Genomic DNA, 18,158 nt, shown 5'->3' with positions numbered 1-18,158 from the left:
ATTTTGAAGATAGTATTAATTGTTATTGGATATTTATTATGTTTGCTAATTGAACTGCCAGCATTTAAGAATAGAAATCGAAGAGAACTTATTTTTTTTATTATATTTATGAGTGCAGCTTTAATGGGTTCTATAATAACTAGTCTTACTTATGATAAAGTAAGCCTTGCTTCTATCATCCAAAAAGTATTAGCGCCCATAAGCAATAAAATTTATGGGAGTTGATTATCATTAAAGAAATTATATCAGATAAAGAAGCTATAAGTCTTATTGTTATATTTACCTATGGAAGCGCTCTTATAATTGGAACTGGCCAAGATGCAAAAAATGATACCTGGTTTGCTATTTTACTTGGTATGCTATTTGGCATGATAGTAGCTACTATGTACTCAAGAATATTATATAATTTTCCTCAAAAAGATTTATTCGATATAAATATTATATTGTTCGGAAAAATAATAGGCAATATTATAAACATAATTTTTATTTTCTATGCCTTTCATCTTGGGGCTCTTGTGACAAATAACTTCTCAGAATTTACTAGTACTGTGGGTTTGCCAGATACACCAAAAATTGTTCCAATATTATTTGCAACTATTATATCCATATGGTCAGTTAAGGCTGGATTTGAAGTATTAGGAAGATTTGGAAGCGTATTAATATTACTATATATTTTCACAGTTGTTCTTACTTTAGGATTATCTATTCATCAGATGAATATTGATAATATTAGACCATTTATGTATGAAGGCATAGTTCCAATAATGAGAGGAACATTTTCAGCTTTTTCTTTCCCCTTTGCAGAAAATGTAATTTTTCTTATGCTCTTTTCAAATTTAAAAAATAAAAATTCCAGCTTTAAGGTATTTTGGATAGGACTTTTTATGGCTGGAATTACTTTAAGTATATTAGCAGCTAGAAATACTATGTTTTTAGGAACTGATGTTTTAGATAAAAATTACTTTCCAGCCTACGTGGTAGTATCTGGAATAAAGGTAGGTAGTTTTATACAAAGAATAGAAACTACAATAGTTATAGCCTTTCTTGTAGCAGGATTTATAAAAGTTAGCTGTTGTAATTTCGCTGCCTGCAAAGGCATAGCAAAGCTATTAGGGGTCGAAGATTATAGATTTATATCTACTCCTGTTATCTTAATGATTTTATCTTTTTCATTTTTGGTTTATAATAATATTACAGAAACTATAGATTGGGCTCCACATGTTTACCCAATTTACGCTTTTTTGTTTCAGGTTATTTTACCAATAATTATTTTAATTGCAGCAGAAATAAAGATGAGAAAGACTCAAAAGAAAGGTGACTTGCAATGAAAGTAGATATAATTATTTCAGCAGGAGATATTAAAAAGGAAAAGGTTAAGGATAAAACAGTAGTTATAATTGACATGCTTAGGGCTACCTCAGTTATTACAACTGCCATTGCTAATGGCTGCAGAGAGGTAATACCAGTTCTTACAATAGAAGAGGCTATGGAGTTATCCAGGAAGGATAGTGAAAACTATATACTTGGAGGCGAAAGAAAGGCTTTAAAAATAGAAGGCTTTGACTGTTCTAATTCCCCACTTGAATATGGAAGGGAAGTAGTAAGAAATAAAAGCATAATCTTAACTACAACTAATGGAACTCGTGCCATTAAAGGCTGTGAAGAAGCGAAAAATATATATATTGGCTCTATGCTAAATGCAAAAGCAGTAGCAGCATTGCTTGCCTTTTCAAAAGAAGATATAGTAATAGTCAATGCAGGAACCTATGATGAATTTTCTATGGATGATTTTATTTGCAGTGGCTATATTATTGATTGCCTCGTAAGCTTTACTGACTTATCTTCTCATGGCTTAAATTTAAAAAGTGAAGATTTATCTGAAATAAATGTTGAATTAAGTGATATAGCTAAAACAGCTAATTACATATATAAAATGAATAGAGATATAGTTAGCTTTATTAAAAATGCAAGCCATTATAAAAGAATAGTAGAGCTTGGCTTAAATGAGGATTTGGAATATTGCTGCAGAAAGGATTTAACTAAGGTTGTACCAGTTTATAAAGACGGAATCATAAAAAAATACATAGGCAGCAGCAGCGTAGTATACTTGTAAAATAAAAGTATATATATGAACTAGTTTTAAAAATTTTTTTGTCTCTGTATAGATAGAAGTTACGGAGGACACTGGGGACCTTTTACAATTAATAAAAATCCTTTAGTGTCTCCCGCATTTACTCATGCTTTTTTAATATTTCTTATGTGGAAATCTGCTATAGGCATTTAAATCTTAATAGATTTTTACATTAGCGGCCATTGGACCTTTTTTACCTTCCACAAGTTCAAATTGAACTTCTTGACCAGATTCTAATTGCTTTTCCATAAGAACTTGGCTATGATGAACAAATACATCATCTCCGCCATCCTGTGATATAAATCCAAAACCTATTCTTGGATCAAACCATTTTACAACACCTGTTTCCATGAAATCCACTTCCTTTATTAATAATATTATTCAAAATTATTATTCCTAAAGTTAAGGTTTATAATACTATTTTAATAAACATATACTTTGTGAGGAAATACCTTCACCTGTTCCTGTAAATCCTAAACCTTCCTCTGTAGTTGCTTTAACATTAACTTTATCCTTAGATATAGCTAAAGCATTCGATATATTTTCTACCATAGTGGGAATATAAGGCGCCATTTTAGGTTTTTGTGCAATTATTGTAGAATCAATATTTTCTATTTCGTAGCCTTTTTCTTTTACAAGCCTTCCAACTTCCTCTAATAAAAGCAAACTAGAAATTCCTTTATATTTTATATCAGTATCAGGAAAATGTTTACCGATATCTCCAAGTGCAGCAGCACCAAGCAGACCATCCATTATGGCATGCAAAAGTACATCTGCATCTGAATGGCCTAATAGTCCCTTTTCATATTTAATTTCAACACCTCCAATTATAAGCTGCCTTTCATAAACTAATCTATGAACGTCATAACCCATACCTATTCTCATAATATCCACCTCTAAAAATTTCTTTTTTCTTTGTAATTATCATTATTGATAATCACGTCATTTGCACCATTATTCTGCACCTTAATAAATTATAGTTATATTCTAACATAAGTAAATTTTGAAATGAAGAATGAAAAAGGTCGAGAAACCATGAAAAATAAGGAACGAATTTAAGAATAAAAATCATTAAATAGCTTTTAATAAAAGGGATTAATAGGTAAAATATAAAATAGATATATTAGCTATGAAAATAATAAATTAATTTGAAATTTAAACATGAAATTTAAAGAAGCAGTATTTGGCGGTAATAACGGGAGGATAAGGATGAAGTCTAAACTGTCGCCTATGGGGAAGAAGGCCATCGTTGGTATTACTTTCATTTTATTTATAATTATTACTTATATAATCAGCACTGAAAGTTATAATCTATTTCAATATGCAATTGAATTAGTTACTATTGTCATTGGTTTCAGCATTTATATAATGGCAAAAAATACTCATAAAGTATCACAAAATAATTATTTTTTATTTCTAGGGACTACTTTCTTCATAGTATCTGCCTTTGATATATTACATCTTTTGACTATTATGAACAAATCAATATTTACCTTTAATGCTGATGATGTTTCTCTGCAATTAAGAGCTGCAGCCAGATGCTTTCAAGCAATTTCCTTGGTTGTTTTTAGTATACTCATATCTAGAGAAGAAAAACCAATTAAAATTGATCGCTTAATAAACATATATTTTATAACAGCTGCAGTATTCTTTATTGAAATAGTATATGGAAATTTGGTTTTTAATTATAACTATTATAGTATAGGAAATTTACCTCTTAAATATATAAGTGAAGGAATTATTTGTATCTTCTTTCTTATTGCATTAATATTAATTATTAAGAATAAAAAGAAGATGCATAGTGACATAATATTATATTTGTTATTAGCAGTTTCATTTTTATTATTTTCCGAGTTTTGCTTTACCTTTTCTAAAGGCAGCTACGATATTCTATATATTTCTGAACATATAGCAAAATTAATCAGCTATTATCTTATTTATAAGGCGATTATTCAGACTACACTAGAAAATCCCTATAACATTTTATTTTATAAGTTAACAGAGACAAATAGCAGCCTTGAAATTAAAACCAGACTCTTAATGCAAATAAATAAAAAGCTGAATGATGAAATAAATGAGCGTAAATCAATTGAAGAAAAATTAAGAGAAAGCAAAAGAAAGTATCAGGCACTATTAGATTACCTACCATTTGCAGTACTTACAAATACAGAAGGAAAAATAGCATATGTCAATAATGCTACATTAAGTCTTTTAAAAGCAAAAAAGTATAAAGATCTTTTGGGGAAGGACATATCAGATATAATTCATCCTGAATTTCGCGATTTATCCATCCAATCTATAGAAGAAGGCTATGAAAATGAATCTAAAGAAATGCATGAATTTAAATTTATTGCAATGGATAATACAGTGATCGATGTAGAAATAAAAGCTGTTCCTCATATATTTAACGATAAGGTTTCTAGCCTAATAGTAATAAGAGATATAAGTGAAAGAAAAGAGGCATTAAAAAAGGAAGAAGCCTTGAAGGAAGCAAAAGAGTACGATAGAATTAAAAATGAGTTTATGGCGAACATATCTCATGAACTTAGAACTCCTCTTAATGTAATATTTAGTTCTGCTCAGATTATAGAGCTCTATTCACAAAACAATAATAACAATGAAAATTGTAAAAATATATTAAAGTATTCAAAGAGTCTAAAGCAAAATTGTAACAGAATGCTGAGGTTAGTTAATAATCTCATAGATTTAACTAAAATTGATTCTGGCTTCTTAAAGCTTAATATGCAAAATCATAATATTGTAAATATTGTGGAGGACATAACTCTTTCTGTTGCAGAATATATTGAAAATAAAAATATTAATTTAATATTTGATACAGATATAGAAGAAAAATATATGGCCTTTGATGTGGATATGATTGAGAGGATTATTCTTAATTTACTATCTAATGCAGTAAAATTCACACCACCCGGAGGTAATATTAAAGTATGTATAAGTAATGCGGATAAATTTATTACTATATCCGTTAAGGATTCAGGTATTGGAATTCCTGAAGATAAACTTGAAATGATTTTTGACCGTTTTAGGCAGGTGGATAAATCTCTTACAAGAAATACTGAGGGAAGCGGAATCGGATTAAACCTAGTTAAATCACTTATTGTACTACATGGAGGAGAAATTAAGGCTTATAGCACTGAAGGGGTTGGAAGTGAATTTATTATAAAGCTTCCTGTAACTCTAACAGCAGAAGATGAGGTAGCAGCAGCTATAGATATTAGAGAGGAAAAGGTTGAGAGAATTCATATCGAATTCTCAGATATATATAATTAAATGTGGCGGGGGAAAGTATGATTGAAGTAAAAAACTTAAGTAAGGCATTTAAGAACATAAAGGCTGTTGACAGTATTAGTTTTAAGGTTAACAATGGTGAAATAGTTGGACTTTTAGGCGAAAATGGGGCAGGAAAAACAACCACCTTAAGACTCTTAGCTACTATGTTAAAACCCACAGGCGGTACTGCAGCTATTAATGGATATGATATTGTAAAGGATGCAAATAAAGTAAGAGGTGAAATTGGAATTCTTTTTGGAGGAGAGGTAGGACTTTATGACAGGCTTACTGCCAAAGAAAATATAAAATATTTTGCAGAGCTAAACGGAATGAGCAAAGAGGAAACGGATAAAAGTATAAATAATTTAGTGGAAATACTAGAAATGGGTGATTACATTAATAGACGAGTTGGAAAGTTCTCCAGAGGTATGAAGCAAAAGGTTGCAGTGGCACGCTCCATAGTTCATAGACCAACAGTAATGCTTTTTGATGAACCTACTGCAGGATTAGATGTAACTGCCTCAAGGATTGTACAGGATTTTATAATAAAATGCAAGGAAGATAACAAAGCCATAATCTTTTCAAGCCACAGCATGTCTGAGGTTGAGAAATTATGTGATAGAATAGTTATTATTCATAAAGGGAAAATTTTCGAAGAAGGAACAGTAGAGGATTTTAAAAGAAAATATAATAATGAAAACATGGAAGATATATTTATGCAGTTAGTGGGTGATAGAAATGGGAACTAATATTATCTGGATAGTTTTTAAAAAAGAATTGATAGATATCTTTAGAGATAAAAAAACACTCATTATGAGCATATTAATTCCTCTTATAATTTTTCCGGTTCTTTTTGGAGTCATTGGGAAAAGCATGGATAAAAATACGAAGCAGGTAGAAAATAATTTAAAGATCGCAATTATAGATGAAAACGGAAATAGTAGTTTGGCGAAGTTTTTAAAAGAGCAAAAGAATATAAATGTCATAGATTCAGCAAATATTTCTGAAGATGTTAAAAACGGAAAAATTTTAGCTGCTTTACAAATTCCAAAGGATTTTGATGAGAATATTGGGAAGGAAGCAGCTGTAAATATAAAATTAACATATGACAACTCAAGTCAGCAGTCTCAAATGACCATGAGCAGTATTAATTCCTATATTGATGCCTATTCAAAGGCTATTGTTGCTGAAAGACTTGGAAAAAGAAACATTAGTGCCGAAATAATAAATCCAATTAAGGTAGAAACTATAACCTCCGTTAAAGAAAGCGAAGGGACTGGAAAGTTAATGCTTTCATTAATGCTTCCGTTACTCCTTGTTGTATACAGTGTTTCTGGACCTATGAGCGCTGCTGTAGATTTAGGTGCTGGAGAAAAAGAAAGAGGCACCTTAGAACCATTATTAACTACTCAAGCGGGCAGAATGTCCTTATTATGGGGGAAATTTTTAGCTATTACAATAATGGGACTTATAAGCACCTTAGCATCTTTAGCTGGCCTTTTTATTGCAATGAATCAAAAGGGTGGATTCTTTAACGGGGCCCAAGGAAGCTTAAGCACAGAAGTTATTTTATTAATAGGCTTAGTAACATTGCTGCTTACAATGGTATTTGGGGCCCTTGAATTATCAATAAGCATTTATGCAAGATCCTTCAAGGAGGCACAAACCTATATAGCTCCGCTACTCATGCTATCCTTTATCCCTACCTATGCTACTTATATGCTGGATGCAAAGAGTATAGATAATTTCTATTTTCATATACCTCTTGCAAATGCTGTATGTCTATTAAAAGAATTTATAGCGGGCATTTATAATTATTCACACATTGGAATTACCTTCGGTTGGATAGCAGTATATATTGTTACAGCTGTTTTATTTGCAAGGTATATGTTTAGTAAAGAAGCTGTTATTTTTAGAACCTAAAAAGCTCGTCCTAGGACGAGCTTTTTACATAGTTGATTTATTATAATTGTTATTGTACTGCGGTTTATTATTATGTCTATTTTTAGAAGAAAATAGATTTTTTATTTTACTAAGTAATAAAATAAAGAACTTTTTAACCTTAGCCCTTCTTTTTTGTGCTGCAGTGAAGTTGACTTTAATTATATTATTTCTCATAAAAACACCGCCCCCCAATATAAAATCCCCTTTTCCCTATTATAGCATGTTCATATAAATATGGGAATGCATTTCCAAAATTTTCTGACAAATTTTATTCCTTTATGATATAATTAACATAACTAAATATGTAATATTTTAGATCTATTATTTAAATAGCTATAATAATGGGGTGAAGAAATGAGAAGAAATATTGGTATTATTTTTATTATAATTGGACTAGCAGTAATTGGAACCGCTTTTTATATGAGATATAGTGCAGAAAAAGTTCAAAGGGCAATGATAGATAGTTTTCAGCATACTATAGAAGATATTGATAAAAGCAATAATGATGCATCCCCTTCTGAAAAGCCGCCGACAGATGATATTAGTGCAGCTATTGGTATTATGAAAATCCCTAAAATTAATTTAAAGGTTGCAATTGGTGAAGGGGTAGATAATAACACCTTAAAATATGCTGTAGGACATTTTATAGGTACTGCCATGCCTGGAGAAAAGGGAAACTTTTCTGTAGCAGGTCATAGAAGCTATACCTATAGTGAATATTTCAATAGATTGGATGAACTTAAAGAAGGAGACGAAATTATTGTACAATCTAAAAAAGGAGAATTTACTTATAAAATATACGAAAAAGAGGTAGTTGAGCCTACTGAAGTATCTGTACTTAACAGTACTAAAGATGCAACTATTACTCTAGTTACCTGTACTCCTATAAGAATTGCTACTCATAGACTTATCATTAAAGGAAAACTGGAAGGATAAAAAGTTATCCACAGTTTATCCACATATAAGTTAATAATGTGTATAAATCCGCAAATATTTAGTTAAAAACATAGAATATATACTATAATTTTTGTTATAATGTATAAAAAGAATTAATATTCCTAATACAGTTTTGAATATTAACATCCTATTAACAAGTTACACACAGTATAATGTGGATAATGTTGAAAGAATAATTAAAATTAAGATAATTCATGAAATAATATGTGCAAATTTTAGAAAAAATACCTGTAAGCTTACAGGTATTTCTATTTTACTGATAATTAATAGTAATTATTATGTAAAAATAACAACTTATCAACATTCCTACTGTGGATAATGTTAATAATTTTTAGAAGCATCTTCTGTTTTTATTGAGTTAGTAATTAGTTTATTTAAGGTTATTAATTCATCACTTGTTAAGTCTCTCCACTTACCTATAGGCAGATTTTTTAGGTTGATGTTCATAATTCTAAGCCTTACAAGCTTTGTTACAGTAAAGCCTAAGGCCTCGCACATTCTTCTAATTTGCCTGTTTAAACCTTGAGTAAGAATAATTCTAAAAGTATATTTATCTTCTTTTTTTATAATACAAGGTTTTGTAATAGTATTTAATATTCTTACACCCTTCGACATATTTTCTAGGAATTCTGCAGTCAGGGGTTTATCCACAGTAACTATATATTCTTTGTCATGATTATTTCCTGCCCTTAATATCTTATTTACAATATCTCCATCATTAGTTAGTAGAATCAGACCTTCAGAGTCTTTATCCAGCCTTCCTATAGGAAAAATTCTCTTTTCATGATTAATATAATCTACTATGTTGCCTTTTATCTTATGCTCCGTAGTACAAGTTATGCCAACAGGCTTATTAAAAGCTATATACACAAGTTCTTCTCTATTTTGCAGAAGTTTGCCATCTAGCTTAACTGTATCAGAAGGTTTAACCTTTGATCCAGTAAGTGCCTTTACATCATTTATTGTGACTCTGCCTTGCTCTACAAACTTATCAGCTTCTCTTCTAGAGCAAAAGCCCATTTCACTAATGAATTTATTAATTCTTACTTCAGAAGTTTTTTCCTTGTGATTTATGATATTTCCTTTATTAATAGTTTTATTTATTTTGGTCATATTAACCTCTCAGACTCTAAATAGAAATAATATTTATTATATATCTTATATTATTGTATAAAATTCTTATCAATAATCCAACCTAAAAATAATATTTGACAAAGAAATATACTAGGTATAAAATATAATTAATAATAATTATCAATTGATATTCATGTATGATTATTATGAAGGAGGAATTGTAATGAAAAATGTAGTAGTTTATACTTCAAATACATGCACATATTGTGCACAAGCAAAGGAATATTTAAAAGATAACAATGTGGCTTATGAAGAAAGGAATATTAAAGATCCTGCTTTCAGAAAAGAATTAATGGCTATGGGCTTTATGAGTGTTCCAGTTATAAAAATTGAAGATGAAACAGTTTTAGGCTTTGACAAAGAAAAAATAGACACAATTTTAGGCCTATAATTAAAGACTAGATACTTTTATTAGTTATAGCATCTTAGGCTGTGAATTATTACGGCAATAAAAAAAGTTACTGAAAATGTAACTTTTTTTTATTTTCCATATTGACAAAGTTTCCAAATGTGATATCATAATACATGTAGGAAGTGATTATTAATTAATAATTACTATTAAAAATTTAATTGTTAAAAAATATTATTAATTATAAAAAGAAAGTGGAGGAATGAAAAATGAAAAAATTTGTATGTAAGGTTTGTGGGTATATTTATGAAGGAGAAACAGCACCAGAAAAGTGTCCAGTATGTGGAGCACCTAGCGATAAATTTGAAGAACAAGCAGGTGATTTAGTATGGGCAGATGAACATAGAGTTGGTATTGCTAAGGATTTAGATGAAAGAGTTGTAGAAGGATTAAAAGCTAATCTTCAAGGAGAATGCTTTGAAGTAGGTCTATATTTAGCAATGGCAAGACAGGCATTTAGAGAAGGTTATCCAGAAGTTGGTCTTTATTATGAAAAGGCAGCTTATGAAGAAGCAGAACATGCATCTAAATTCTGTGAACTCTTAGGTGAAGTTGTTACAGATTCAACAAAGAAGAATCTAGAAATGAGAGTTGCTGCAGAAAATGGAGCTACTGCTGGAAAGAAAGAACTAGCTACATTAGCAAAAGAATTAGGTTACGATGCAGTTCATGATACTGTACATGAAATGGCAAAGGATGAAGCTAGACATGGAAAAGCATTCCTAGGTTTATTAAACAGATATTTTAAATAAAATTAAATAAATAAAAAGTGACTCGAGACATCGAGTCACTTTTTTATATAATTCCTTCAGATTTTAAAATAGATTCAAGTTCAGTCAGTTTTTTAGTTAAGAATAAAAACTTTTCCTTAACATCATCTCTTACAAGAACTTCACCATTTAAATTGTTTTCCATTTCTTCAATAGTTTCTAATGCTTCATTAATATCATTCTGAACTTGTTTTAAATTGTCTTCCTTCATTGTATTCTCCTCTAATTTAAATTCATTTTCAATTTGCTGGTATGTTTCTCATCAATAAATGGGGCGATGAATTCAAAGGCCCTTTCGTGGCCACAGTTTGAACAAACACAAGAACAAATATCAAAAGGTATATCGTCAATAAGAGCAAGCTCTATTTCCTCAGTGATGAAATCTCCGCCACAAACTTCACAGGGGGTATGATTTATTACCTTATATTCACTTTCAATATATTTCATTATTTCCCTTACGGTCATATTATCCTCCTAGCATTCCTTATTAGCACTCAACAATTATTAATTGTAGAGCTCCAAATCATTAGAATAACTAAATGGTATCACTTTATTATTACAAATGCAATAATTCTTCATTCTCCATTCTTAATTTCCCCTTAAGATTCATATATATTAAAGTAACTAAGTTTATTTAATAAAAATAACTATAGATATAAAAAAATTTATTTAGGGAGGATAAAAGTTGATAAATGTAATTTGGTTTGTAATTTTAACCTTTGGCTTAGGTTTTGGTCTTCTTACAGGTAAGGGAGATATAGTTTCAAAGTCTGTGGTTACTACGGCAGGTTCAACTGTAGAATTTATAATTAAGCTTGCGGGACTTATGTGCATTTGGTGCGGAATTATGAAAATAGCAGAACAGAGCGGCCTTACAGATAAATTAGCCAAGCTTCTAAGACCGTTACTAAAACATATTTTTAAGGAAGCAGCAAAGGATGAAAAAGCTATGGGAGCTATTGTTATGAACTTAACTGCCAATATGATGGGCCTCTCAAATGCAGCAACTCCTTTTGGAATAAAAGCAATGGAAGAAATGGATAGATTAAATAAAGACAAAGGCATAGCAAGTAATGATATGGCACTTTTTTTAGTTTTAAATGCTGCATGTATTCAGCTAGTGCCAACTACTGTATTATCAATAAGGGCAGCAACTGGTTCAGCAAATCCAGGTGCAATTATTATTCCTGCCATATTTGCTACAGCAACAGCAGCTGTTATGGGAGTGATATTTGCTAAAATTCTGCAAAGGTATTTTTAATGGAGGTTTTTATGATTTTTGATTATATAATTAAATCAATTATGGCAATAATAATTTTAGCAATTGTAGTTTATGGAATGATAAAAAAAGTTAAGGTGTATGAATGTTTTGTAGAGGGTGCTAAGGACGGCTTAACCATCTGCCTTAGGATTTTTCCTTACTTATTAGCAATGCTGGTAGCCATAGCTGTATTTAGAGAATCAAAGGCTTTAGATTACTTTATAGCTATTGTAAAACCAGTAGTAAAACTGATAGGGCTTCCTCCGGAAATAGTACCTCTGGTGCTTGTTAAGCCTCTTTCAGGGAGTGGAGCACTTGGAGTTCTTTCTGATTTATTATTAAAATATGGACCAGATAGCCACATAGGTATACTTTCTTCTATAATCATGGGTACTACTGAAACAATTTTTTATACCCTTACCATCTACTTTGGGGCCATAGGAATAAAAAAAATCAGGCACACCCTGTGGGCAGCAATGTTAGCTGATTTTGTTGCAATAATTATGGCTATAACTTTAACAAGATTAATTTTTTAGCTAATTATTTTTAAAATTTTATATTGCAGAAAGGAAATATTAATAATAATTCGGTAATAGTGGAAACGTTGCAAAATCAAGAAAGCTGGAGATAATATAAGCTTGAAATAGCTTAAATATTAAAAGTTAACTATCAAAAGGAAATAAGGTATTAGATACTTCTTAACGCTGATTAGCATAGCTTGATTCCATGGGAAAGTACATATATAATAATGACATAGTTGTTAAAGTATTTACATAATTACAAAATTTAACACTATAATATTTATTTTCTGTAGGTAAGTATTAATAATATTTATAAGCAGAGAAAATACGGGGGAAAATTATGATAGAAATCAGTAATGTAAGTAAAAGCTACAACGGTACTACAAAAGCTGTAGACAACTTAAATTTAACAATACCAAACGGTTTAGTGTTTGGATTCTTAGGACCTAATGGAGCTGGGAAAAGCACAACAATAAAAATGATAACTGGTATTTTAAATCCAGACAGCGGGGATATCAAAGTAAATGATATAAGTATAAAACAAAAACCCCTTGAGGCTAAAAAACATTTTGGCTATGTTCCAGATAATCCAGATATGTTTTTAAGACTAAAGGGCTTAGAATATCTAAACTTTATGGCAGATATTTATGAGGTGTCTAAAGAAGTGCGAAAGGAAAGAATCGAAAACCTAGCGAGAAGATTTGAGCTCTCTGATGCACTAGGAGATAAAATACAAAGCTATTCTCACGGTATGAGGCAAAAAATAGTTTTAATGGGCGCACTAATTCATGATCCCTCTGTGTGGGTGTTAGATGAGCCGATGACTGGTCTTGATCCTAGAGCATCCTTTACCTTAAAGGAAATGATGAGGGAACATGCTGAAAGTGGAAAGACTGTATTTTTCTCAACTCATGTATTAGAAGTAGCTGAAAAGATTTGTGATAAGGTCGCAATTATAAACAAGGGAAATGTTTTATTCTGTGGAACACTTGAAGAAATGAGGGAGCACTTTAAATCAAATGAATCCTTAGAGAATATGTTCTTGGAGCTTACTGAAAATGAATAAGTTTTTGACCTTAACAAAGGTACTTTTTAAAAGCACTGGTGAGAGTTTAATACAAAAGGACAAAAAGAAGCTCCCAAGAACTATTGGACTTTTAGTATTACTTGCCATAGGTTTTATACCAATGATAATCTCCTTTGTTGCCATGGCTGCAGCCTCCTATAATGGACTAGCGACTATGGGTCAGGAAGGTCTTATAATTTCCTTTGGAATAGTGGCTTCCTGTTTAATTGTATTTATCTTTGGTATTTTTTATGTAATGGCTACTTTTTATTTTTCCTCGGACATTGAAAGCCTTCTGCCACTGCCACTTAAACCTTCAACAATTTTGAGTGCTAAATTTACCGTGGTACTAATATATGAATATTTAACAGAACTATTGTTTATGCTTCCTATGTGTGTTACTTATGGAGTTCTAAGCAGCTCTGGAATTGTATTTTACCTATATTTAATAATTGTATTTTTAACCTTGCCTATAGTACCACTCGTAATAGCAAGCTTTATAAGTATGATTATTATGAGGTTTACTCCTTTTGCAAAGAATAAAGATGCCTTTAAAACTATCGCAGGCATATTGGGACTTGCAATTGCCTTAGGCGTTAATTTTGCCTTTCAAAGGCTTGGTTCTAGTATGAGTAATGAAAAGCAAATGCTTGAACTTATGACAAAGGGGAATAATTCCTTAATTCAAACAACCTCTAGCTTATTTCCAACTGCTAATCTTGCAACTACTGCATTAGTCTTTAATACAACTTTAAATGGGTTACTAAATATGCTTTTATATTTAGTAATTACAATTGCCCTTTTAGCTGTTCTATTAATTTTAGGCGAAGCTCTATATTTTAAGGGAGTAATTGGGATTTCGGAAGCAGCCTCAAAGAGGAAGAAGCTCAGCAGTAAAGAATTAGATGAAAGCACTGTTCAAAGCTCTGCTTTAAAGTCCTATACTATAAAGGAACTAAAGCTTTTATATAGGACACCAGCCTACTTTATGAACTGCGTGCTAATAACTTTCTTATTACCAATATTTTTATTAATTCCGTTGTTTTCAGAGAAGAAACTAGGCCTTCAGTTAAACGCGGCAAGAACGTTTCTTAATCAGCCCGTAATTCCTGGAGTTTTAATTGCAATTGCTTTCGGAGTAATGATATTTGTTTCTGTTACAAATCCAACTGCTTGTACTGCAATATCCAGGGAAGGGAAGAATTTATTTACATGCAAGTACATGCCTATAAGCTATGGAAAGCAAATAGCTGCTAAACTACTATCAGCAATTATGTTAAATCTTATAGGTGTAGGACTTTTAATAATAGCAGCAATGGTAATATTTATACCGCCAGTATATTTATTACTTCAGTTAATTGTAATTGCAATTTTAGTAGTTTTATTTTCAGCTTTTCTAGGAATTTTAATTGACTTAACCTATCCAAAGCTGGATTGGGATAATGAACAAAGAGCTGTAAAACAAAATATGAATGTTATTATTACAATGCTTTTAGGTGTTGTAATAGCAGGCCTAACTATAGCTGCTATAATTTTCACTAAATTAGGCTTATGGCAAGCCTTTGGAGCGATAGTTATAGTTTTCGGAGTTCTAGACTGTATTTTGTATTGGCTTGTAAGCACCTATGGTGTTAATAAATTTAAGAATATCTAAAATAATAAAAAAAGTGGAGGTAATCTCCACTTTTTTTTATTCAAATACGCTTACTGTTGTTTCAAAGATTTCTCTATTTGCTTTAATTTTTTCTTCGTTTCCTAGAACACAGAAATAGTTTTTCTGCATAGCTTCTTCAACTAGTTGAGAAAAGGAGTTAATATCTTCTACCTTTGTATGTAATATCTCATCTCTTTCCTTTTGAATATCGTCCTGCTTTATGTGCCTTATATAATATTCATCAGCAACTATACCCTTCATAGCTGGAGTAAGAGGTGAATCATGCTCACTAATAGTCCCGATTATATATTTTGTCATTTCTCTATTATCTGCATTAAAGCCTTTTACAAAGCTTCCTGCTTTATTGTAAGCATCTAAGGTTTCAGCTATATTTGGATCCCTATAGGAGGCAAATACTGTGTTACCACCCCACTGGAAGCTGGCAAAGGCTCCATATGCACCACCTTGTACTCTCACTCTGTTCCATAGATAATCATAGCCTATTATAGTTTTTAGGACCTGAAGACTGCCAGAATAGCTATATCCAAGTTCCTTAAAGTTAAAGGCCTTTGCTACATATTGAACATCAGAAGAAGTCATAAGTCCTTCGTTAAGAGCCTTAAGATCAAAGCTGTACTGTACAGTTGGAAGATCTTCCTCATTTAAGTTACCATATAAGATATTAAAGCTTTCTTCAAAATTTGAGTAGTCCTTCTCTTCACCTGTAAAGCTTAGAAGTAAATTTGTCTTATTGAATATGCACTTGCACATAATTGTAAGTACTTTAGAAACTTCCTCGAATTTTTCATCATAATTTTTTTCAATATCGGTTATGAATTTATAGTAGGAAAGTCCCATTAAGATTTCTTCATACTTTGCTACTGGTGAAAAATATGAAGTAGCTCTTTTTGAAGCTATAGTGTGCCCTCTTTGAAGCATTCTCATTTCAATACGAGATTTAAGCTCTTCAATAATTTCACGCATTCTATCCTTATCTTCAAATTTTGTATTTCTAGTAATTTCATTTATGATTTCCATTAACTTTGGAAGCTTATCTATAAGTACCTTTGCTCTTATAGATAATTTAGGATAATAGGTTTTACTGCTGCCATTTTCAGCAAAGCTATCACCTGAAAATCTTATTCCACCTGTATTAATGTTAATTAAATTTGAAAGCTCCTCATAGCTGTAGTTTTCAGTTCCGAGTTTTCCAAGCATTGAGCATAATAGACTTATGAATGGAAGTCTGTTTTGAGGAACTACAGTTGAATCAAAATAAATATTAATATAACCTATGCCGCTTGTGAATATTGGATGAAATAAAACCTTTGTTTCATCAATATTTTTTTCTATAGTTGGAAGGACATCTGCTTCAGGTGCTATATCCTCTAAGGATAAAAGGGGCAGTTTTTCTAAATCTTTTTGACTATCAGGAGTTTCCTGTCTCTTTTTTAAATTTTTAGTTTCTTCTATTATTTTATTTAAGTCTGCTTCTGATAGATTTGTTTTATAGGAAGCAAGCTTATTTCTTAAGGCTTCAGATTTTTTCTCCGACAAGCCTTTCATTGGTTTAACAACTACTAAAGCACAATGATTGTTATTTAAAAGATATTTTTCTATAAGCTTTTCTAAATAATTGGTTGTTAAGGCCTGCTTTACCTTTTCTAAAGTTTCCTCATATTCTAGGTGCATAACTGGATCGCTATCATAAAGCCAACTGTCCATGCACTTTATTCCATATATTAATCCCTTTGGATAACCTTCAAATTCTGCTTCTCTAAGCTGGAATTCTTTTATGTTAATTGAAGATTCTACAAGAGCTTTATCAATACCATTAGTTACTAAATCCTTTAGGACTTTATATACTATTTTCTTAAATTCCTCAATTTTATCTTCATTGGAATTCTTTATAACTACACTAAAGGTTGGCTGAAGTACACTGTTGTCATAGGAACCAAAAACATCCTTGCCAAGCCTTGCAGCTATAAGTGCCTTTTTTAATGGTGCAGCAGGAGTTTCTAGGAGCAGGTGTTCCAAAATATCAAAGGCTAAATAAAGCTCTTTATCAGTTGCTTTTCCTATGGCAAAGTTCAAGCTTAAAAAGGTCTTATCTTCTTCCTTTTCATTTTCCGATACGGGATAATTTAAAATAAGCTTTTTTTCTTCTTTAAAAGGTTTTTGGTCTTTAATAGAAGAGTCAACTGTTATCTTATTAAAATCCTTTAAGTATTCATTATCAATAAATCTTAATTTTTCTAATATATCCATATCTCCATATAAGAAGATATAGCTGTTAATCGGATGATAATATTTTTTATGAAAGGCAATAAATTGCTCCTGTGTTAATTCCGGAATAAATTCAGGGTCTCCACCGGATTCAAAGCTATAGGAATTATCCGGGAATAGGGCTTCTTGCACCTTTCTCATAAGTATGGATTCAGGGGAAGATAAGGCACCTTTCATTTCATTATAAACTACACCTTTGTATGTAAGTTCGCCTTCTTTTGTTTCAAGTTCATAATGCCAGCCTTCCTGCATCATGATTTCTGGAGTTTTATAAATATTTGGATAAAATACAGCATCTAAATAAACATCCATTAAGTTATTGAAATCCTTTTGATTTCTACTTGCTACAGGATACATTGTTTTATCTGGGAAGGTCATGGCATTTAAAAAGGTATTAAGAGATCCTTTAACAAGCTCAACAAATGGTTCCTTTGAAGGGAACTTTCTTGAACCGCAAAGCACGGAGTGCTCTAAAATATGCGTAAGTCCGCTGTTATCCTCCGGAGGAGTTCTAAAGCTTATGGAAAAAACCTTATTATCATCCTCATTTTGAAGATAAAATAGCTTTGCTCCAGATTTTATATGCTCAAAATACATTGCCGTGGAATTTAATTCTTTAATTTGTTTTTCTCTAAGAAGTTTGAAACCGTTATATACTTTATTTATTTCTAAACTCATTAAATAGCTCTCCTTTCACTACCATATAAATCTATGATGTTCATTATATGGAACTT

Annotated in this window: 20 protein-coding genes; 13 read left to right on the top strand and 7 right to left on the bottom strand. The window is 31.0% G+C overall.

What is annotated here, in order from left to right:
- The first annotated feature begins 3 nt into the window (after positions 1-3).
- Genes ACJDUH_RS13685 through ACJDUH_RS13675 form a run of 3 tightly spaced genes read left to right on the top strand, consistent with a single transcriptional unit; the run spans position 4 to position 2,113 of the window.
- Positions 4-225, top strand: a complete 222-nt coding sequence (locus tag ACJDUH_RS13685; protein WP_406765765.1) for a hypothetical protein — start codon at positions 4-6, stop codon at positions 223-225.
- Positions 222-1,328 (top strand): GerAB/ArcD/ProY family transporter, encoded by a 1,107-nt coding sequence (locus ACJDUH_RS13680; RefSeq protein WP_406765764.1) that lies wholly within the window; start codon positions 222-224, stop codon positions 1,326-1,328. The genes ACJDUH_RS13685 and ACJDUH_RS13680 overlap by 4 nt, the downstream gene beginning before the upstream one ends.
- Entirely contained in the window at positions 1,325-2,113 is a 789-nt protein-coding gene (locus ACJDUH_RS13675) for a 2-phosphosulfolactate phosphatase family protein (RefSeq protein WP_406765763.1), read from the top strand. Before ACJDUH_RS13680 ends, ACJDUH_RS13675 begins: the two co-directional genes overlap by 4 nt.
- Before the next feature lie 174 nt (positions 2,114-2,287).
- Here ACJDUH_RS13675 and ACJDUH_RS13670 read toward each other — a convergent pair whose 3' ends face one another.
- Positions 2,288-2,482 (bottom strand): cold-shock protein, encoded by a 195-nt coding sequence (locus ACJDUH_RS13670; RefSeq protein ID WP_406765762.1) that lies wholly within the window; start codon positions 2,480-2,482, stop codon positions 2,288-2,290.
- Positions 2,483-2,548: 66 nt separating this feature from the next.
- Positions 2,549-3,016, bottom strand: coding sequence for a 2-C-methyl-D-erythritol 2,4-cyclodiphosphate synthase (gene ispF, locus ACJDUH_RS13665; protein WP_406765761.1), 468 nt, complete (start codon positions 3,014-3,016; stop codon positions 2,549-2,551).
- 324 nt (positions 3,017-3,340) lie between these two features.
- Between ispF and ACJDUH_RS13660 the strand changes: the two genes are divergently transcribed.
- Genes ACJDUH_RS13660 through ACJDUH_RS13650 form a run of 3 tightly spaced genes read left to right on the top strand, consistent with a single transcriptional unit; the run spans position 3,341 to position 7,345 of the window.
- Positions 3,341-5,422, top strand: coding sequence for a sensor histidine kinase (locus ACJDUH_RS13660; protein WP_406765760.1), 2,082 nt, complete (start codon positions 3,341-3,343; stop codon positions 5,420-5,422).
- Positions 5,423-5,439: 17 nt separating this feature from the next.
- Positions 5,440-6,171, top strand: coding sequence for an ABC transporter ATP-binding protein (locus ACJDUH_RS13655; RefSeq protein ID WP_406765759.1), 732 nt, complete (start codon positions 5,440-5,442; stop codon positions 6,169-6,171).
- Positions 6,161-7,345 (top strand): ABC transporter permease, encoded by a 1,185-nt coding sequence (locus ACJDUH_RS13650; RefSeq protein WP_406765758.1) that lies wholly within the window; start codon positions 6,161-6,163, stop codon positions 7,343-7,345. The genes ACJDUH_RS13655 and ACJDUH_RS13650 overlap by 11 nt, the downstream gene beginning before the upstream one ends.
- Positions 7,346-7,369: 24 nt before the next feature.
- Here ACJDUH_RS13650 and ACJDUH_RS13645 read toward each other — a convergent pair whose 3' ends face one another.
- Positions 7,370-7,540 carry a hypothetical protein gene (locus tag ACJDUH_RS13645; RefSeq protein ID WP_406765757.1) on the bottom strand — a complete coding sequence of 57 codons (171 nt, stop codon included), beginning with the start codon at positions 7,538-7,540 and terminating at the stop codon, positions 7,370-7,372.
- Positions 7,541-7,720: 180 nt separating this feature from the next.
- Between ACJDUH_RS13645 and ACJDUH_RS13640 the strand changes: the two genes are divergently transcribed.
- Positions 7,721-8,302 (top strand): class D sortase, encoded by a 582-nt coding sequence (locus ACJDUH_RS13640; RefSeq protein ID WP_406765756.1) that lies wholly within the window; start codon positions 7,721-7,723, stop codon positions 8,300-8,302.
- 342 nt (positions 8,303-8,644) lie between these two features.
- On the opposite strand, the gene rluF is transcribed toward ACJDUH_RS13640, so the two are convergent.
- Positions 8,645-9,436, bottom strand: a complete 792-nt coding sequence (gene rluF / locus ACJDUH_RS13635) for a 23S rRNA pseudouridine(2604) synthase RluF (protein ID WP_406765755.1) — start codon at positions 9,434-9,436, stop codon at positions 8,645-8,647.
- Between the two features lie 184 nt (positions 9,437-9,620).
- Here rluF and ACJDUH_RS13630 point away from each other — a divergent pair, with 184 nt between their 5' ends.
- Positions 9,621-9,848: a glutaredoxin family protein gene (locus tag ACJDUH_RS13630; RefSeq protein ID WP_406765754.1), complete on the top strand. Its 228-nt coding sequence runs from the start codon at positions 9,621-9,623 to the stop codon at positions 9,846-9,848.
- A 227-nt stretch (positions 9,849-10,075) separates the two neighbouring features.
- The gene (locus tag ACJDUH_RS13625; protein ID WP_406765753.1) at positions 10,076-10,618 is read left to right on the top strand and encodes an NADH peroxidase; all 543 of its coding nucleotides are present in this window, start codon (positions 10,076-10,078) and stop codon (positions 10,616-10,618) included.
- 43 nt (positions 10,619-10,661) lie between these two features.
- On the opposite strand, the gene ACJDUH_RS13620 is transcribed toward ACJDUH_RS13625, so the two are convergent.
- Both ACJDUH_RS13620 and ACJDUH_RS13615 read right to left on the bottom strand, forming a co-directional pair.
- Positions 10,662-10,847: a hypothetical protein gene (locus ACJDUH_RS13620; protein ID WP_406765752.1), complete on the bottom strand. Its 186-nt coding sequence runs from the start codon at positions 10,845-10,847 to the stop codon at positions 10,662-10,664.
- Between the two features lie 11 nt (positions 10,848-10,858).
- Entirely contained in the window at positions 10,859-11,101 is a 243-nt protein-coding gene (locus tag ACJDUH_RS13615; RefSeq protein ID WP_406765751.1) for a metal-binding protein, read from the bottom strand.
- Positions 11,102-11,321: 220 nt separating this feature from the next.
- Here ACJDUH_RS13615 and ACJDUH_RS13610 point away from each other — a divergent pair, with 220 nt between their 5' ends.
- The 4 genes from ACJDUH_RS13610 to ACJDUH_RS13595 all read left to right on the top strand — a co-directional run bounded on the left by ACJDUH_RS13610 (position 11,322) and on the right by ACJDUH_RS13595 (position 15,138).
- Positions 11,322-11,897, top strand: a complete 576-nt coding sequence (locus ACJDUH_RS13610; RefSeq protein WP_406765750.1) for a nucleoside recognition domain-containing protein — start codon at positions 11,322-11,324, stop codon at positions 11,895-11,897.
- 11 nt (positions 11,898-11,908) lie between these two features.
- On the top strand, positions 11,909-12,433 hold the full coding sequence (locus ACJDUH_RS13605) for a spore maturation protein (RefSeq protein ID WP_406765749.1): 525 nt from the start codon (positions 11,909-11,911) through the stop codon (positions 12,431-12,433).
- 325 nt (positions 12,434-12,758) lie between these two features.
- A complete protein-coding gene (locus tag ACJDUH_RS13600; protein ID WP_406765748.1) occupies positions 12,759-13,484 on the top strand; it encodes an ABC transporter ATP-binding protein in 726 nt (241 codons plus the stop codon).
- On the top strand, positions 13,477-15,138 hold the full coding sequence (locus tag ACJDUH_RS13595; protein ID WP_406765747.1) for a putative ABC transporter permease subunit: 1,662 nt from the start codon (positions 13,477-13,479) through the stop codon (positions 15,136-15,138). The genes ACJDUH_RS13600 and ACJDUH_RS13595 overlap by 8 nt, the downstream gene beginning before the upstream one ends.
- A 36-nt stretch (positions 15,139-15,174) precedes the next feature.
- Here ACJDUH_RS13595 and ACJDUH_RS13590 read toward each other — a convergent pair whose 3' ends face one another.
- Positions 15,175-18,102 (bottom strand): insulinase family protein, encoded by a 2,928-nt coding sequence (locus tag ACJDUH_RS13590; RefSeq protein WP_406765746.1) that lies wholly within the window; start codon positions 18,100-18,102, stop codon positions 15,175-15,177.
- Between the last annotated feature and the right edge of the window lie 56 nt (positions 18,103-18,158).

The organism is Candidatus Clostridium radicumherbarum (genome assembly GCF_045310525.1).
GTDB lineage: Bacteria > Bacillota > Clostridia > Clostridiales > Clostridiaceae > Clostridium_AT > Clostridium_AT radicumherbarum.
The sequence above is the reverse complement of the archived record's forward strand: the minus strand, read 5'-3'. Positions and strand labels throughout refer to the sequence as shown.

Coding starts and splice junctions, on each gene's coding strand:
- ispF (WP_406765761.1), bottom strand. CDS start 3,016: ATGAGAATAGGTATGGGTTATGACGTTCATAGATTAGTTTATGAAAGG.
- ACJDUH_RS13670 (WP_406765762.1), bottom strand. CDS start 2,482: ATGGAAACAGGTGTTGTAAAATGGTTTGATCCAAGAATAGGTTTTGGA.
- ACJDUH_RS13600 (WP_406765748.1), top strand. CDS start 12,759: ATGATAGAAATCAGTAATGTAAGTAAAAGCTACAACGGTACTACAAAA.
- ACJDUH_RS13605 (WP_406765749.1), top strand. CDS start 11,909: ATGATTTTTGATTATATAATTAAATCAATTATGGCAATAATAATTTTA.
- rluF (WP_406765755.1), bottom strand. CDS start 9,436: ATGACCAAAATAAATAAAACTATTAATAAAGGAAATATCATAAATCAC.
- ACJDUH_RS13630 (WP_406765754.1), top strand. CDS start 9,621: ATGAAAAATGTAGTAGTTTATACTTCAAATACATGCACATATTGTGCA.
- ACJDUH_RS13655 (WP_406765759.1), top strand. CDS start 5,440: ATGATTGAAGTAAAAAACTTAAGTAAGGCATTTAAGAACATAAAGGCT.
- ACJDUH_RS13590 (WP_406765746.1), bottom strand. CDS start 18,102: ATGAGTTTAGAAATAAATAAAGTATATAACGGTTTCAAACTTCTTAGA.
- ACJDUH_RS13595 (WP_406765747.1), top strand. CDS start 13,477: ATGAATAAGTTTTTGACCTTAACAAAGGTACTTTTTAAAAGCACTGGT.
- ACJDUH_RS13660 (WP_406765760.1), top strand. CDS start 3,341: ATGAAGTCTAAACTGTCGCCTATGGGGAAGAAGGCCATCGTTGGTATT.
- ACJDUH_RS13675 (WP_406765763.1), top strand. CDS start 1,325: ATGAAAGTAGATATAATTATTTCAGCAGGAGATATTAAAAAGGAAAAG.
- ACJDUH_RS13615 (WP_406765751.1), bottom strand. CDS start 11,101: ATGACCGTAAGGGAAATAATGAAATATATTGAAAGTGAATATAAGGTA.
- ACJDUH_RS13645 (WP_406765757.1), bottom strand. CDS start 7,540: ATGAGAAATAATATAATTAAAGTCAACTTCACTGCAGCACAAAAAAGA.
- ACJDUH_RS13625 (WP_406765753.1), top strand. CDS start 10,076: ATGAAAAAATTTGTATGTAAGGTTTGTGGGTATATTTATGAAGGAGAA.
- ACJDUH_RS13640 (WP_406765756.1), top strand. CDS start 7,721: ATGAGAAGAAATATTGGTATTATTTTTATTATAATTGGACTAGCAGTA.
- ACJDUH_RS13620 (WP_406765752.1), bottom strand. CDS start 10,847: ATGAAGGAAGACAATTTAAAACAAGTTCAGAATGATATTAATGAAGCA.
- ACJDUH_RS13650 (WP_406765758.1), top strand. CDS start 6,161: ATGGGAACTAATATTATCTGGATAGTTTTTAAAAAAGAATTGATAGAT.